11 protein-coding genes and 7 tRNA genes are annotated in these 14,090 nt (G+C 51.9%); 2 read left to right on the top strand and 16 right to left on the bottom strand.

Annotation, left to right across the window (positions count from 1 at the left end):
* Positions 1-64: 64 nt before the first annotated feature.
* From gltI to miaB, 6 genes are all read right to left on the bottom strand, one after another.
* Positions 65-973 carry a glutamate/aspartate ABC transporter substrate-binding protein GltI gene (gene gltI / locus D9738_RS11700; protein WP_001177085.1) on the bottom strand — a complete coding sequence of 303 codons (909 nt, stop codon included), beginning with the start codon at positions 971-973 and terminating at the stop codon, positions 65-67.
* Positions 974-1,368: 395 nt separating this feature from the next.
* Complete coding sequence (lnt, locus tag D9738_RS11695) at positions 1,369-2,907, bottom strand: apolipoprotein N-acyltransferase (RefSeq protein WP_130260230.1); 1,539 nt, start codon at positions 2,905-2,907, stop codon at positions 1,369-1,371.
* Between the two features lie 24 nt (positions 2,908-2,931).
* Entirely contained in the window at positions 2,932-3,810 is an 879-nt protein-coding gene (gene corC / locus D9738_RS11690) for a CNNM family magnesium/cobalt transport protein CorC (RefSeq protein WP_001278605.1), read from the bottom strand.
* Positions 3,811-3,899: 89 nt separating this feature from the next.
* Positions 3,900-4,367: an rRNA maturation RNase YbeY gene (ybeY, locus tag D9738_RS11685; RefSeq protein ID WP_130206518.1), complete on the bottom strand. Its 468-nt coding sequence runs from the start codon at positions 4,365-4,367 to the stop codon at positions 3,900-3,902.
* Positions 4,364-5,404 (bottom strand): PhoH family protein, encoded by a 1,041-nt coding sequence (locus D9738_RS11680; RefSeq protein WP_001018040.1) that lies wholly within the window; start codon positions 5,402-5,404, stop codon positions 4,364-4,366. Before D9738_RS11680 ends, ybeY begins: the two co-directional genes overlap by 4 nt.
* A gap of 327 nt (positions 5,405-5,731) precedes the next feature.
* Positions 5,732-7,156: a tRNA (N6-isopentenyl adenosine(37)-C2)-methylthiotransferase MiaB gene (gene miaB / locus D9738_RS11675; protein ID WP_000162740.1), complete on the bottom strand. Its 1,425-nt coding sequence runs from the start codon at positions 7,154-7,156 to the stop codon at positions 5,732-5,734.
* A 145-nt stretch (positions 7,157-7,301) separates the two neighbouring features.
* Here miaB and ubiF point away from each other — a divergent pair, with 145 nt between their 5' ends.
* Complete coding sequence (gene ubiF / locus D9738_RS11670; RefSeq protein WP_130260229.1) at positions 7,302-8,477, top strand: 3-demethoxyubiquinol 3-hydroxylase; 1,176 nt, start codon at positions 7,302-7,304, stop codon at positions 8,475-8,477.
* A gap of 153 nt (positions 8,478-8,630) precedes the next feature.
* Here the strand turns inward: ubiF and D9738_RS11665 are convergent.
* The 7 genes from D9738_RS11665 to D9738_RS11635 form a co-directional block, all read right to left on the bottom strand.
* Positions 8,631-8,705 (bottom strand) — tRNA-Gln (locus tag D9738_RS11665).
* Positions 8,706-8,742: 37 nt separating this feature from the next.
* Positions 8,743-8,817, bottom strand: a tRNA-Gln gene (locus tag D9738_RS11660).
* A gap of 48 nt (positions 8,818-8,865) precedes the next feature.
* A tRNA-Met gene (locus D9738_RS11655) sits at positions 8,866-8,942 on the bottom strand.
* Positions 8,943-8,957: 15 nt separating this feature from the next.
* Positions 8,958-9,032, bottom strand: a tRNA-Gln gene (locus tag D9738_RS11650).
* A gap of 34 nt (positions 9,033-9,066) precedes the next feature.
* Positions 9,067-9,141: transfer RNA gene (locus tag D9738_RS11645), tRNA-Gln, on the bottom strand.
* Between the two features lie 23 nt (positions 9,142-9,164).
* A tRNA-Leu gene (locus tag D9738_RS11640) sits at positions 9,165-9,249 on the bottom strand.
* Positions 9,250-9,257: 8 nt separating this feature from the next.
* A tRNA-Met gene (locus tag D9738_RS11635) sits at positions 9,258-9,334 on the bottom strand.
* A 332-nt stretch (positions 9,335-9,666) separates the two neighbouring features.
* Between D9738_RS11635 and D9738_RS11630 the strand changes: the two genes are divergently transcribed.
* On the top strand, positions 9,667-10,104 hold the full coding sequence (locus tag D9738_RS11630; RefSeq protein ID WP_130260228.1) for a hypothetical protein: 438 nt from the start codon (positions 9,667-9,669) through the stop codon (positions 10,102-10,104).
* A gap of 41 nt (positions 10,105-10,145) precedes the next feature.
* Here D9738_RS11630 and asnB read toward each other — a convergent pair whose 3' ends face one another.
* The 3 genes from asnB to nagC all read right to left on the bottom strand — a co-directional run bounded on the left by asnB (position 10,146) and on the right by nagC (position 14,087).
* On the bottom strand, positions 10,146-11,810 hold the full coding sequence (gene asnB, locus D9738_RS11625; protein ID WP_000337081.1) for an asparagine synthase B: 1,665 nt from the start codon (positions 11,808-11,810) through the stop codon (positions 10,146-10,148).
* 256 nt (positions 11,811-12,066) lie between these two features.
* Entirely contained in the window at positions 12,067-12,819 is a 753-nt protein-coding gene (gene nagD, locus D9738_RS11620; protein ID WP_000153129.1) for a ribonucleotide monophosphatase NagD, read from the bottom strand.
* Between the two features lie 47 nt (positions 12,820-12,866).
* Complete coding sequence (gene nagC, locus D9738_RS11615) at positions 12,867-14,087, bottom strand: DNA-binding transcriptional regulator NagC (protein WP_130260227.1); 1,221 nt, start codon at positions 14,085-14,087, stop codon at positions 12,867-12,869.
* Positions 14,088-14,090: the final 3 nt, after the last annotated feature.

Below are 14,090 nucleotides of genomic sequence, written 5' to 3'. Positions count from 1 at the left end.
GTATAGTCTGTCCGTGCTACGTAACAATCGAGAGGGCTGGAATTTCCGCCCCTGGTTCTTGTAATTAGTTCAGTGCTTTGTCATTCGGTTCTTTGAACAGTGCTTTCATTTCGTCCGACAGTTCGAAATTCATGTTCAGGTTTTTCGGCGGAATTGGATTTTTGAACCATTTATCAAACCATTTTTCCGCTTCACCGGAGGTCTGGACCTGAGCGATGGTGTCATCCATCAGCTTTTTGAACTGCGGATCGTCTTTACGCAACATGCAACCGTAAGCTTCCTGAGACTGCGGCTTGCCGACGATTTCCCAGTTGTCTGGTTTCTTCGCTTTCGCACGTTCACCAGCCAGCAGAGCATCATCCATCATAAAGGCAACGGCACGACCGCTTTCCAGGGTGCGGAAAGAGTCACCGTGATCTTTGGCGCTGATAATTCGCATATTCATTTTTTGCTCTTCATTCAGTTTGTTGAGCAAAACTTCAGAGGTAGTGCCGGAAGTAACGACTACGGCTTTGCCTTTCAGATCGGCAAAATCTTTGATATCACCACCCTTTTTGGTCAACAGGCGCGTACCGACCACGAAAATAGTGTCAGAGAAAGCCGCCTGTTTTTGGCGTTCGACGTTGTTGGTGGTAGAACCACATTCAAAATCAAAAGTGCCGTTTTGCAGCAGTGGAATACGGTTTTGTGAGGTGATCGGAATCAGTTTCACCTGCAAGTCCGGTTTGTTGAGTTTCTTTTTCACTGCTTCAACAATGGCGTTGGAGTAATCCTGCGAGTAACCCACCACTTTTTGCTGATTGTCGTAATAAGAAAAAGGTACTGAAGATTCACGGTGACCGACGACAATCACACCGTTTTTGGCGATTTTGTCTAGTGTACTGCCCGCTGCCGGGGCGGCGTCATCTGCCTGTGCCAGTCCTGCGGAAAGCGCCAGGGCCAGGATTGCTGTGGCAGGTTTACGTAATTGCATATCCAACTCCTTTATCTTCTGCGTTAAAAACGCATGGATACCCGTTGTGAGTGTTTGTGTTGTTATCATCTGCAACTTTATTGTGCAGTGTTGTGCTTGTTAGGTAACATTTAGTTTGGCTAAATGTAAAGATATTGCTGTTTTATTGTTTGTTTTTGCGAGATGCACCGCACCATTCCGAAGCAAAATTCTTAAAATGCACCTTTTTGGTGCTACCGGTGGATTGTTGTGGTGCAACCGGGTTGCGCTAATGCCGGTTCAAGGTTTGCCTTGTATAACAAAGCAATAGATGTGCCAGAAATGGACAGAAGAATGGTGAAGGTGGAAAAGGTGTGCATGCCGCATCCGGCGAGCGTGCCGAAATACGGGATGTATTCCGGCACGATAAGAAGGGATTATTTACGTCGCTGACGCAGACTCATCAACACAGCGGCAAAACCAAACAGCGCCGTCAGCGCCCAAAGCGGCCAGTTGCCGGTACGTGCGTATGGCGTGAGTCCGGTAGTCGGCGTCACGTTAGTGGTCAACACCTCGCGGGTGAATTGCGGGATCATCGCCTGAATCTCACCTTGAGGACCAATCACCGCCGTAATGCCGTTATTGGTGCTGCGCAGTAGCGGGCGCGCCAGCTCCAGCGCACGCATTCGCGCCATCTGGAAGTGCTGCCATGGACCAATAGACTTACCAAACCACGCATCGTTGGAGATAGTCAGCAGATAGTCGGTATCCGGGCGGAAGTTATCGCGCACTTGTTCTCCAAGAATGATCTCGTAGCAAATAGCCGCAGTAAGCTCAATACCATTTACCGACAGCGGCGGCTGGATATATGGCCCACGGCTGAACGACGACATCGGCAGATCAAAGAACGGTGCTAACGGACGCAGAATCGACTCCAGCGGGACAAACTCGCCAAACGGCACCAGATGGTTTTTGTTATAGCGATCGGCTGATTCGTAGCTGTACGGTGCACCTTTACCCAGCGTGATGATGGTGTTGTAGGTATCGTAGCGGTTCTGCTTATTGAGACGCGCGTCGACAATCCCGGTGATCAACGAGCTACCTTTCTCACGCAGAACGCCATCCAGCTCTTTGAGGAACGGTTGCTGATTAATTTCCAGATCGGTTATCGCTGACTCCGGCCAGATGATCAGCGACGATTTACCCATCAGTGGTGCCGTTGCGTTGTAGTAAACCTTCAGCGTATTAAGAAGCTGGCCTTCGTCCCACTTCAGCGATTGCGGAATATCGCCCTGAACCATCGAAACCTGAATGGTTTTCTCCGGTTGCGGGGTGAACCACTGGATGTAACGCAGCGGGAAGGGAAGGGCGAACAGCACGACGGCCACCACCAGCGGACGCCAGTTGCGTTTGACTAACGCCAGTGCCAGCAGGCCGCTAACCATCATCAGCAGAAAGTTAATGGCTTCCACGCCCATTATCGGTGCCAGCCCTTTTAACGGGCCGTCAATCTGGCTATAGCCGAACTGCAACCACGGGAAGCCAGTCAGCACCCAACCGCGCAGAAACTCGGTTACTTGCCAGAGAGCAGGGGCGGCAATCGCCACGCGTAGCCAGGTGGTTTTCGGCCACAGACGCGACAACACGCCAGCAAACAGTCCGGTATACAGCGACAGATACGCCGCCAGCAGTACCACCAGGAAGATGTTAACCGGGCCAGGCATTCCGCCAAAGGTCGCGATGCTGACATAGACCCAGTTAATACCGCTGCCAAAGAGGCCAAATCCCCAGCAAAAGCCAATAGCGGCAGACTGGAGTGGACGGCGGTTAAAGGTCAACGCCTGAAGCCCCATCAGCGAAATAATCGCCTCAGGCCAGACGTCGTAAGGAGAGAAGGCCAGCGTTCCGCAGGCACCGAATAATAACGCCAGCAGCAGGCGAATGCGCTGGCGTTCAATTAATGAGGCAAAAGCCATGTAGTTATCTATCCAGTTTCGGTTTTATTCATCCAGCTTTGGCTGGGGTGAGTCATCCGGGATTTTGACATGAACCTGAATAATACGCCGACTATCGGCCATCGCCACTTTGAACTGGTAACCGTCGATGTCGATGGTTTCGCCACGCGCCGGAAGATGCCCAAACGCCTGCATCACCAGACCACCGATGGTGTCAACCTCTTCATCGCTAAAGTGGGTGCCGAACGCTTCGTTGAAATCTTCAATGGAAGCCAGTGCGCGCACAGTCCAGGTATGACGACTCAGCTGACGGAAGTCGATATCATCTTCTTCGTCATACTCGTCTTCAATCTCACCAACAATCAGTTCCAGGATGTCTTCAATGGTCACCAGACCGGAAACCCCACCGAATTCGTCAATGACGATCGCCATGTGGTAACGCTGAGAGCGAAACTCTTTCAGCATCCGGTCTACGCGCTTACTTTCAGGAACGACAACCGCCTGACGTAACACTTTGTCCATGCTGAAGGCTTCAGCATCGCTGCGCATAAACGGCAGCAAGTCTTTCGCCATCAGAATCCCTTCAATGTGATCTTTGTCTTCGCTAATCACCGGGAAACGTGAGTGGGCGGACTCGATGATGACATCAAGGCATTCGTCCAGCGTCTGGTTGCGTTTCAGGGTAATCATCTGGGAGCGGGGGATCATGATGTCGCGAACGCGTTGGTCTGCGATGTCCATTACCCCTTCGAGCATATCGCGCGTATCTTCGTCGATAAGGTCGTTCTGCCCGGAATCACGGATCAGCGCCAGCAGTTCGTCACGGTTTTTCGGTTCACCGTGGAAAAGTTGGCTGAGTAACAGGGAGAAAAATCCCTTCTTGTTGCTTATCGTGTCACTACTGTGTGAATTGTCGTCGCTCATGGCGTCGTATGGGTTCTCATGTTAGTTAATCAAAACGCCGTCGTTAATCACCAACGGCGGGGACATCTGCCAGTCAAATGCCTGGCAAATTATTCTTTCTCGGCAATGTACGGATCCTCATAGCCCAGAGCAAGCATAATCTCTGTTTCGAGGGCTTCCATTTCTTCTGCTTCGTCATCTTCGATGTGATCGTAACCTAACAAATGCAGACTGCCATGCACCACCATATGCGCCCAGTGCGCCTCCAGTGGTTTGCCTTGCTCCTGAGCTTCCTTCTCAACCACCTGACGGCAGATAACCAGATCGCCCAGTAGCGACATCTCCATGCCAGGCGGCACTTCAAACGGGAAGGAGAGCACGTTGGTCGGCTTATCCTTACCGCGATAGGTCATATTCAGACTGTGGCTTTCGGCGGTGTCGACCACGCGAATAGTCACTTCCGACTCTTCCTGAAACTGCGGGATCACCGCATTCAGCCATGTCTGAAACTGGCTCTCTTCCGGTAGCCCGGAATTATCTTCACATGCCAGTTGTAAATCGAGGATCACCTGACTCATTTTTGTTCCTGTTCTTCGCGCTTGCGTTCTGCCGCCAGCGCCGCTTTACGTTTTTGTTCGGCTTCTTCCCAGGCTTCATAGGCGTTAACGATACGCGCCACCACCGGGTGACGAACCACGTCTTCGCTGTGGAAGAAGTTAAAGCTGATCTCTTCGACATCGGCCAGCACTTCGATGGCGTGACGCAAACCAGACTTGGTATTACGCGGCAGGTCGATCTGCGTGACGTCGCCGGTGATAACCGCTTTTGAGTTAAAACCGATACGGGTCAGGAACATCTTCATCTGTTCGATGGTGGTGTTCTGGCTCTCATCAAGAATGATAAACGCGTCGTTCAGCGTACGACCACGCATATAGGCCAGCGGCGCGACTTCAATAACGTTGCGCTCAATCAGCTTCTCGACTTTCTCAAAGCCCAGCATTTCAAACAGCGCGTCGTACAGCGGGCGCAGATACGGGTCTACTTTCTGGCTTAAATCGCCAGGCAGGAAGCCCAGTTTCTCACCGGCTTCTACCGCCGGACGAGTCAGCAGAATACGGCGGATTTCCTGGCGCTCCAGGGCATCAACTGCCGCAGCTACCGCCAGGTAGGTTTTACCCGTACCCGCCGGGCCAACGCCGAAGGTAATGTCATGGTCGAGAATATTGGCGATGTACTGCGCCTGGTTTGGCGTGCGCGGTTTAATTACGCCGCGTTTGGTCTTGATATTGACCGCTTTGCCGTACTCCGGCACGCTCTCTGCGCTTTGCTCCAGCACGCGCGCTTCTTTAATCGCAAGGTGGATCTGTTCTGGTTCGATATCCTGAATCTGACCGCGCATTGGGGCGGTATCGACATACAGGCTGCGCAGAATGTCTGCCGCGGCGGTGACGCAAATCGGGCGGCCGGTCAGTTTAAAGTGGTTATCGCGGCGATTGATTTCGATGCCGAGACGGCGTTCGAGTTGTTTGATGTTGTCATCAAACGGGCCGCACAGGCTCAACAGACGCGCGTTGTCTGCTGGCTCCAGGGTGATTTCGCGAGTGTCTATGTTCAAACTGTTCCTCTTATCTGTATGCCGCCGGAAGCTGAACATTCACCGGCCTATAACGAAATTATTCACGCCACAGGAAAAAGGCGCAAGCATTGCGATAAAGATGGGGATAAAGAGAGAAAAAACAAGGCCCACCGGAACGGCGGGCCAGTGATTATTGACGAAGAGCGTGTTGTTCATGCCGGATGTGGCGTAAACGCCTTATCCGGCCTACAAATTCATGCAAATTCAATATATTGCTGGAATCATGTAGGCATGATAAGCGTAGCGCATCAGGCAATTTGCGTTTGTCGTCAGTCTCAAAACTTACCAGACCGGCGGGCCTGAGAATTACGGCTGATAATAACCCACGCCCAGGTCGTTTTCTTTGCGGGTACGGGCAATCACCGATTCCGGTGTTTCTGCCACGCGCAGACCCATTTCATCTTCGGTACGCACCACTTTACCGCGCAGAGAGTTCGGGTAGACGTCGGTAATTTCTACATCGACGAATTTACCGATCATATCCGGTGTGCCCTCGAAGTTGACCACACGATTATTTTCGGTACGCCCGGAAAGCTCCATGATGCTCTTACGTGAAGTGCCTTCTACCAGAATACGCTGGGTGGTGCCGAGCATCCGGCGGCTCCATGCCATCGCTTGCTGATTGATACGTTCTTGCAGAATATACAGACGCTGCTTCTTCTCTTCTTCCGGAACATCATCAACCATATCGGCGGCTGGTGTACCCGGACGTGCAGAGAAGATAAAGCTGTAGCTCATGTCGAAATTGACGTCGGCAATCAGCTTCATCGTTTTCTCGAAGTCTTCGGTGGTTTCGCCAGGGAAGCCAACGATGAAGTCAGAACTGATCTGAATATCCGGACGCGCCGCACGCAGTTTACGGATGATCGCTTTGTACTCCAGTGCCGTATGAGTACGGCCCATCAGGTTCAGAATGCGATCGGAACCGCTCTGTACCGGCAGATGCAGGAAGCTCACTAGCTCCGGCGTGTCGCGATACACTTCGATGATATCGTCGGTGAATTCGATCGGATGGCTGGTGGTAAAGCGAATACGATCGATCCCGTCGATCGCAGCAACCAGACGCAGCAGATCGGCAAACGATCCGGTGGTGCCGTCGTAGTTTTCACCACGCCAGGCGTTCACGTTCTGACCGAGCAGGTTGACTTCACGCACGCCCTGAGCCGCAAGCTGGGCAATTTCAAACAGAATATCGTCGGACGGACGGCTTACCTCTTCACCACGGGTGTAAGGCACCACGCAGTAGGTGCAATATTTATTGCAGCCTTCCATGATGGAGACAAACGCAGTCGGCCCTTCGGCGCGCGGTTCCGGCAGACGGTCGAACTTCTCGATTTCCGGGAAGCTGATATCTACAACGGGGCTGCGGTCGCCGCGCACGGAGTTGATCATCTCCGGCAGACGGTGCAGTGTTTGCGGCCCAAAAATAATATCGACATAGTGGGCGCGCTGGCGAATATGCTCGCCTTCTTGCGATGCCACGCAGCCGCCGACGCCGATAATCAGGTCTGGATTCTTCTCTTTTAACAGTTTCCAGCGACCCAACTGATGGAAGACTTTTTCCTGAGCCTTCTCGCGGATTGAGCAGGTGTTCAGCAGCAGCACATCTGCTTCTTCCGCCACGTCGGTCAGTTGATAGCCGTGGGTGGCATCCAGCAGATCGGCCATCTTCGATGAATCGTACTCGTTCATCTGACAGCCCCAGGTTTTAATATGGAGTTTTTTGGTCATCGACTTGCTCTTGCGAAATAGTAGCCAGGAATGCAGGGCGCATAGTGTAATGCTTTGCTGCCGTTGTGACCAGTATGAGCGTTATCAGCCCTTGGGGGTAAAAATCCTGTAAACTTAAAGCATATTGCTAACAGGATGATTGACCATGACAAATCAACCAACGGAAATTGCCATTGTCGGCGGAGGAATGGTCGGCGGTGCACTGGCGCTGGGACTGGCACAGCACGGATTTTCGGTAACGGTAATCGAGCACGCAGAACCTGCGCCGTTTGTCGCTGACAGCCAGCCGGATGTGCGGATCTCGGCGATTAGTGCGGCTTCGGTATCATTGCTTAAAGGTTTAGGCGTCTGGGATGCAGTACAGGCTATGCGTTGCCATCCTTACCGCAGACTGGAAACCTGGGAGTGGGAAACGGCGCATGTGGCGTTTGACGCCGCTGAACTTAAGTTACCGTTGCTGGGCTATATGGTAGAAAACACTGTCCTGCAACAGGCGCTGTGGCAGGCGCTGGAAGCGCATCCGAACGTGACGTTACGTGTGCCAACCTCGCTGATTGCGCTGCATCGCCATAATGATCTTCAGGAGCTGGAACTGAAGGGCGGCGAAGTGATCCGCGCGAAACTGGTGATTGGTGCCGACGGCGCAAATTCGCAGGTGCGGCAGATGGCGGGAATTGGCGTTCATGCCTGGCAGTATGCGCAGTCGTGTATGTTGATTAGCGTACAGTGCGAGAACGATCCCGGCGACAGCACCTGGCAGCAATTTACCCCGGACGGACCGCGTGCGTTTCTGCCGCTGTTTGATAACTGGGCATCGCTGGTGTGGTATGACTCTCCGGCGCGCATTCGCCAGTTGCAGAATATGAATATGGTGCAGTTACAGGCGGAAATCGAGAAACATTTCCCGTCGCGTCTGGGTTACGTGACACCGCTTGCCGCTGGTGCGTTTCCGCTGACACGTCGCCATGCGTTGCAGTATGTGCAACCAGGGCTTGCACTGGTGGGCGATGCCGCGCATACCATCCATCCGCTGGCGGGGCAGGGAGTGAATCTTGGTTATCGTGATGTTGATGCCCTGATTGATGTTCTGGTCAACGCCCGCAGCTATGGCGAAGCGTGGGCCAGTTATCCTGTGCTCAAGCGTTACCAGATGCGGCGCATGGCGGATAACTTCATTATGCAAAGCGGTATGGATCTGTTTTATGCCGGATTCAGCAATAATCTGCCGCCGCTGCGTTTTGTGCGTAATCTCGGATTAATGGCTGCGGAGCGTGCTGGCGTGTTGAAACGTCAGGCGCTGAAATATGCGTTAGGGTTGTAGCCTTACAACATTGCCGGATGCATGCCAACCGTAGGTCGGATAAGACGCGCCAGCGTCGCATCCGACATTGAAGGATAAGACGTGTCAGCATCACATTCGGCATTGAATATACGCAGAAAAGCAAAAAGCTCGCCGAAGCGAGCTTTTTTAATGTGGCTGGGGTACGAGGATTCGAACCTCGGAATGCCGGAATCAGAATCCGGTGCCTTACCGCTTGGCGATACCCCAACTGGGTGCACTTACAAAGTAAGCGTCTTGAATAAATTGGCTGGGGTACGAGGATTCGAACCTCGGAATGCCGGAATCAGAATCCGGTGCCTTACCGCTTGGCGATACCCCAACAAATTTGTTTTTGAATTTGCCGAATCTATTCGACAGATTCAGAATTTGGTGGCTACGACGGGATTCGAACCTGTGACCCCATCATTATGAGTGATGTGCTCTAACCAACTGAGCTACGTAGCCAGATTATTTCTTCGATGGCTGGGGTACCTGGATTCGAACCAGGGAATGCCGGTATCAAAAACCGGTGCCTTACCGCTTGGCGATACCCCAATAACCGGGCGGTGAACCGCTTACTCGAAGAAGATGGCTGGGGTACCTGGATTCGAACCAGGGAATGCCGGTATCAAAAACCGGTGCCTTACCGCTTGGCGATACCCCATCCGTACAACGCTTTCTGGTGAATGGTGCGGGAGGCGAGACTTGAACTCGCACACCTTGCGGCGCCAGAACCTAAATCTGGTGCGTCTACCAATTTCGCCACTCCCGCAAAAAAGATGGTGGCTACGACGGGATTCGAACCTGTGACCCCATCATTATGAGTGATGTGCTCTAACCAACTGAGCTACGTAGCCATCTTTTTTTTCGCGATACCTTATCGGCGTTGCGGGGCGCATTATGCGTATAGAGCCTTGCAGCGTCAACATCTTTTTCAAGGAAAATTGCTCGAAAGTGACTGTTTGGTTAGGTTGCGAACAGCGTGGCGCTATATTCGTCAATTATTGTTTACTTTGTGTTTTTTCCCCACCCTACAGCCATTCTTTTGTCGTACAGGATGAAATTCGGAATTCAACAATAGTGGTGGGAAATTAATCCATGAAATACTGGCCCGTTGCAACAGGACAGGGCAGGGATCGCTACGCCTGCATCTCTGCTATCACTTCAGGCGATTTATTGAGGGAATACTATGCTGCGTTTTATGATGATGTTGATGGGTGTCTTAATACTTATGCAATCCGCGTTTGCCGATACGGTCAAACCGGAAATCGGTAAATATGTTTTTGGCTATCGTGGGCAGGAAGGCGCTGTGGTGTGGATGATGCGAATCGGGCCGAAAGCATCTAATGAGGCACTCGTTCAGGTATCTCATGTTGATAATGACATCGATGGTCAGATTTTTCGCTGCAAAGTAAAAGTATTACAGGAAGGTGAGAAATCTTATACCACTGTAATCAAGGGTGAATCTTTTGAGTTATTACGCCTGAAAGAGGGAAATGGAAGCCTGCATATCCCGGAGGAATCGGCAACCTGGTCAGTCGCTTACAGTAATGAATTATCTGACAGCGATGTAGCAAATCCGGAACATTTCCTCACTTCATATCAGAATCAACAAGCTCCCCAGTAACTGAAATTGCCCCGGATTTCTCCGGGGCAATATTACACGTCTTATTTATACGCTGACTGGTGAACGCCAACCGCACGACCAGACGGATCGTCCATTTTCTTGAACGCCTCATCCCACTCAATCGCTTTAGCGGAAGAACACGCGACGGAAGGACCGCCCGGCACGCACTCAGCGGCGCTCGGAAGCGGGAACAGTTCTTCAAAAATCTCCCGGTACAGGTACGCTTCTTTTGAGGTCGGCGTGTTGTATGGGAAGCGGAAGCGGGCTGTTTCCAGTTGCTGATCAGAAACCTGCTGTGCCGCCACTTCTTTCAGTGTGTCAATCCAACTGTAACCGACGCCATCGGAGAACTGCTCTTTCTGCCGCCAGGCAACACTTGCAGGCAGGTACGACTCAAAACATTCACGCAGGATGTGTTTTTCCATCTTACCGTTACCGCACATTTTATCCTGCGGGTTAATACGCATCGCCACGTCGAGGAATTTCTTGTCGAGGAACGGAACGCGTGCTTCCACGCCCCAGGCTGACATCGCTTTGTTGGCACGCGCGCAGTCATACATATGCAGGGCCAGCAGTTTACGCACCGTCTCTTCATGCAGTTCTTTAGCGTTCGGCGCTTTGTGGAAGTAAAGATAACCGCCAAACACTTCGTCAGAACCTTCACCGGACAACACCATTTTAATGCCCATCGCCTTGATCTTACGCGACATTAAATACATCGGTGTTGAAGCGCGAATAGTGGTCACATCATAAGTTTCGATGTGGTAAATCACGTCGCGGATGGCATCCAGACCTTCCTGTACAGTGAAGTGAATTTCGTGATGTACAGTGCCCAGATGGTTTGCCACTTCCTGGGCTGCTTTCAGATCCGGTGAACCCGGCAGACCTACAGCAAAGGAGTGCAACTGCGGCCACCAGGCTTCAGAGCGTTCCTGATCTTCCACGCGACGGGCGGCGTATTTCTTGGTGATCGCGGAAATAATTGAGGAATCCAGTCCCCCCGAGAGCAGCACACCGTAAGGCACATCAGACATCAGATGGCTTTTAACGGAATCTTCCAGCGCCTGACGCAGCTCGTTTTTGTCGGTCACGTTATCTTTCACCGCATCGTAGTCGAACCAGTCGCGATGATAATAAGAACGGATTTCGCCGTCCTGACTCCATAAATAGCTCCCCGCCGGGAACTCTTTAATCGTGCGGCATACTGGCACCAGGGCTTTCATTTCTGAGGCCACATACAGCTGACCGTGTTCGTCATACCCCATATACAGTGGGATGATCCCCAGATGGTCGCGACCAATCAGATATGCATCTTTTTCGCTGTCGTACAGGGCAAAGGCAAACATGCCCTGCAAGTCGTCGAGAAATTCCGGCCCTTTTTCCTGATACAGCGCGAGGATCACTTCGCAGTCAGACCCGGTTTGGAATTGGTAACGATCGCCATATTCGGCGCGCAATGCCTGGTGGTTGTAGATTTCACCGTTTACCGCCAGTACGTGGGTTTTTTGTTGGTTGTAGAGAGGTTGCGCCCCCGCGTTAACGTCAACAATTGACAGACGTTCGTGGGCGAGAATGGCGTTATCGCTGGCATAAATACCGGACCAGTCCGGGCCGCGATGACGCATCAGGCGTGACAGCTCGAGTGCTTTCTTCCGCAGCTCAACTGCGTCTGTTTTGATATCGAATACGCCAAAAATTGAACACATAACCTTCTCCGTTAACCTGGTATTTGTTGCTTGTTGTGTTTGCTTGTTTAAAAAAATGCCGCAAAGCAGCACTGTGCGCAAGCGATTTGACGGTGAAAAAATAAAAAACGTAATAGTGATTGTCGATTAGTGAAAAAAGGTATGGTGTAAGGATGTGTTTGTTGATGATTCGATAATTTTTAGTGGGTTTTATTGAATGGGTGAATTTTAATGATGGGTAAAAATAAGAAACCACGTCCGCAGACGTGGTTTCTATTCAGATAACGTCGATTTCAGCGACTGACGGGTAAATCCAGCTTGGGCGGAACGGCATACTGTCGATATCGTCGAGCGACGAAACGCCGGAGAGCACAAGAATCGTCTCCAGACCGGCCTGGAAGCCCGCCAGAATGTCGGTGCGCAAGTTATCGCCGACAATCACCGTTTCTTCCGAATGCGCCTGCATTTTGTTTAATGCCGCGCGGATGATCCACGGACTCGGCTTACCAACATAGAACGGTTTACGTCCGGAGATTTTCTCAATGCCCGCGCACAGCGCGCCACAGGCGGGATAAAAACCGCGTCCGTGAGTATCTGGGTTGGTGGCGATAAAGCGTGCACCATTAGCGACAAAATAGGCCGCTTTATGCATCATGTCCCAGTTGTAGGAGCGTGTTTCGCCAACAATCACAAAATCAGGGTTCACATCGGTAATCGTAAAACCAGCTTTGTACAGCTCATGAATCAGCGCGCCTTCGCCCACCACATACGCTTTCTTGCCTTCCTGGCGACGCAGGAAATCGGCGGTTGCCATCGCGGAGGTATAAAACACGCTGTCCGGCACATCGACACCGGCAGTGGCAAAGCGGTTCGCCAGATCTTGCCCGGTCTGCGAAGGATAGTTGGTCAGCAACACCAGCGGCAGGCCTTTATCCATAATCCCGTGCAAAAATTCCGCTGCACCCGGTACGGCGACGTTATCGTGCATCAGCACGCCGTCGATATCGCAAATTACATTTTTAATGGTCATGGACTACCCAGAATATTGACAACAATAAGCGCCACTATAAAAGCACATTAATTTTCCAGCAAATGCTGGAGCAAAATACCGTTGAGCATGGCGCGTTTTACCAGCGCAAAAGCGCCGATTGCCGAGCGGTGATCCAGCTCAGAACGTACCACCGGTAGATTAGTGCGAAACGCCTTCAGTGCCTGAGTATTAATGCAGCTTTCGATAGCAGGGAGCAGCACTTTATCGGCTTCGGTGATCTCACCAGCGATAACAATTTTTTGCGGATTAAATAAGTTGATAGCAATGGCGATGGTTTTGCCCAGATGACGACCGACATACTCGATCACTTCCGAGGCCAGGCTATCGCCTTTGTTCGCGGCTTTGCAGATAGTTTTGATGGTGCAGTCGTCCAGTGGCACACGGCTCTGGTAGCCCTGCTTTAATAAATTCAACACCCGTTGTTCAATGGCAGCGTTGGCAGCGATAGTTTCCAGGCAGCCAAAGTTACCGCAGTGGCAGCGTTCACCCAGCGGTTCGACCTGAATATGGCCAATTTCACCGACGTTGCCGTTGCGGCCAATAAAAATGCGCCCATTAGAGATGATTCCGGCCCCCGTTCCGCGATGGACACGCACCAGAATGAAGTCTTCGCAATCCTGACTTGCACCGAAGTAGTGCTCTGCCAGCGCCAGACTGCGGATATCGTGGCCGACATAACAGGTCACTTTAAAACGTTCTTCCAGTGCTTCAACCAGCCCCCAGTTTTCCACCTGAATATGCGGCATGTAGTGAATTTTGCCGCTGTCCGGATCGACCAGTCCTGGCAGGATCACTGAAATGGCGATCAGCTCCCGCAGCTTGCGCTGGTGGTTATCAATAAACTGAGTAATGGCATTCAGCAGGGCATGTTCCAGCGTCTGCTGGGTACGTTCCGGTAGCGGGTAATGTTCTTCTGCCAGAACTTTGCTGCTGAGATCAAACAGGGTGATGGTGGCGTCGTGGCGACCGAGACGTACGCCAATTGCGTGGAAATTGCGGGTTTCGGTGACGATAGAGATAGCGCGGCGGCCTCCGGTGGAGGCCTGCTGATCAACTTCTTTGATCAGCCCGCGTTCGATAAGCTGACGCGTAATTTTGGTTACGCTGGCGGGGGCAAGCTGGCTTTGCTCAGCAATCTGAATTCGCGAGATTGGCCCATGCTGGTCAATCAGGCGATAAACCGCCGCGCTGTTAAGCTGTTTTACGAGATCAACATTACCTATCTGAGCTTGTCCGCCTGGTGTCATACT

Source organism: Escherichia sp. E10V5 (genome assembly GCF_004212315.1).
Classification (GTDB): domain Bacteria; phylum Pseudomonadota; class Gammaproteobacteria; order Enterobacterales; family Enterobacteriaceae; genus Escherichia.
Note: the sequence above shows the minus strand (reverse complement) of the source record. Positions and strands in the feature narration are given on the sequence as shown.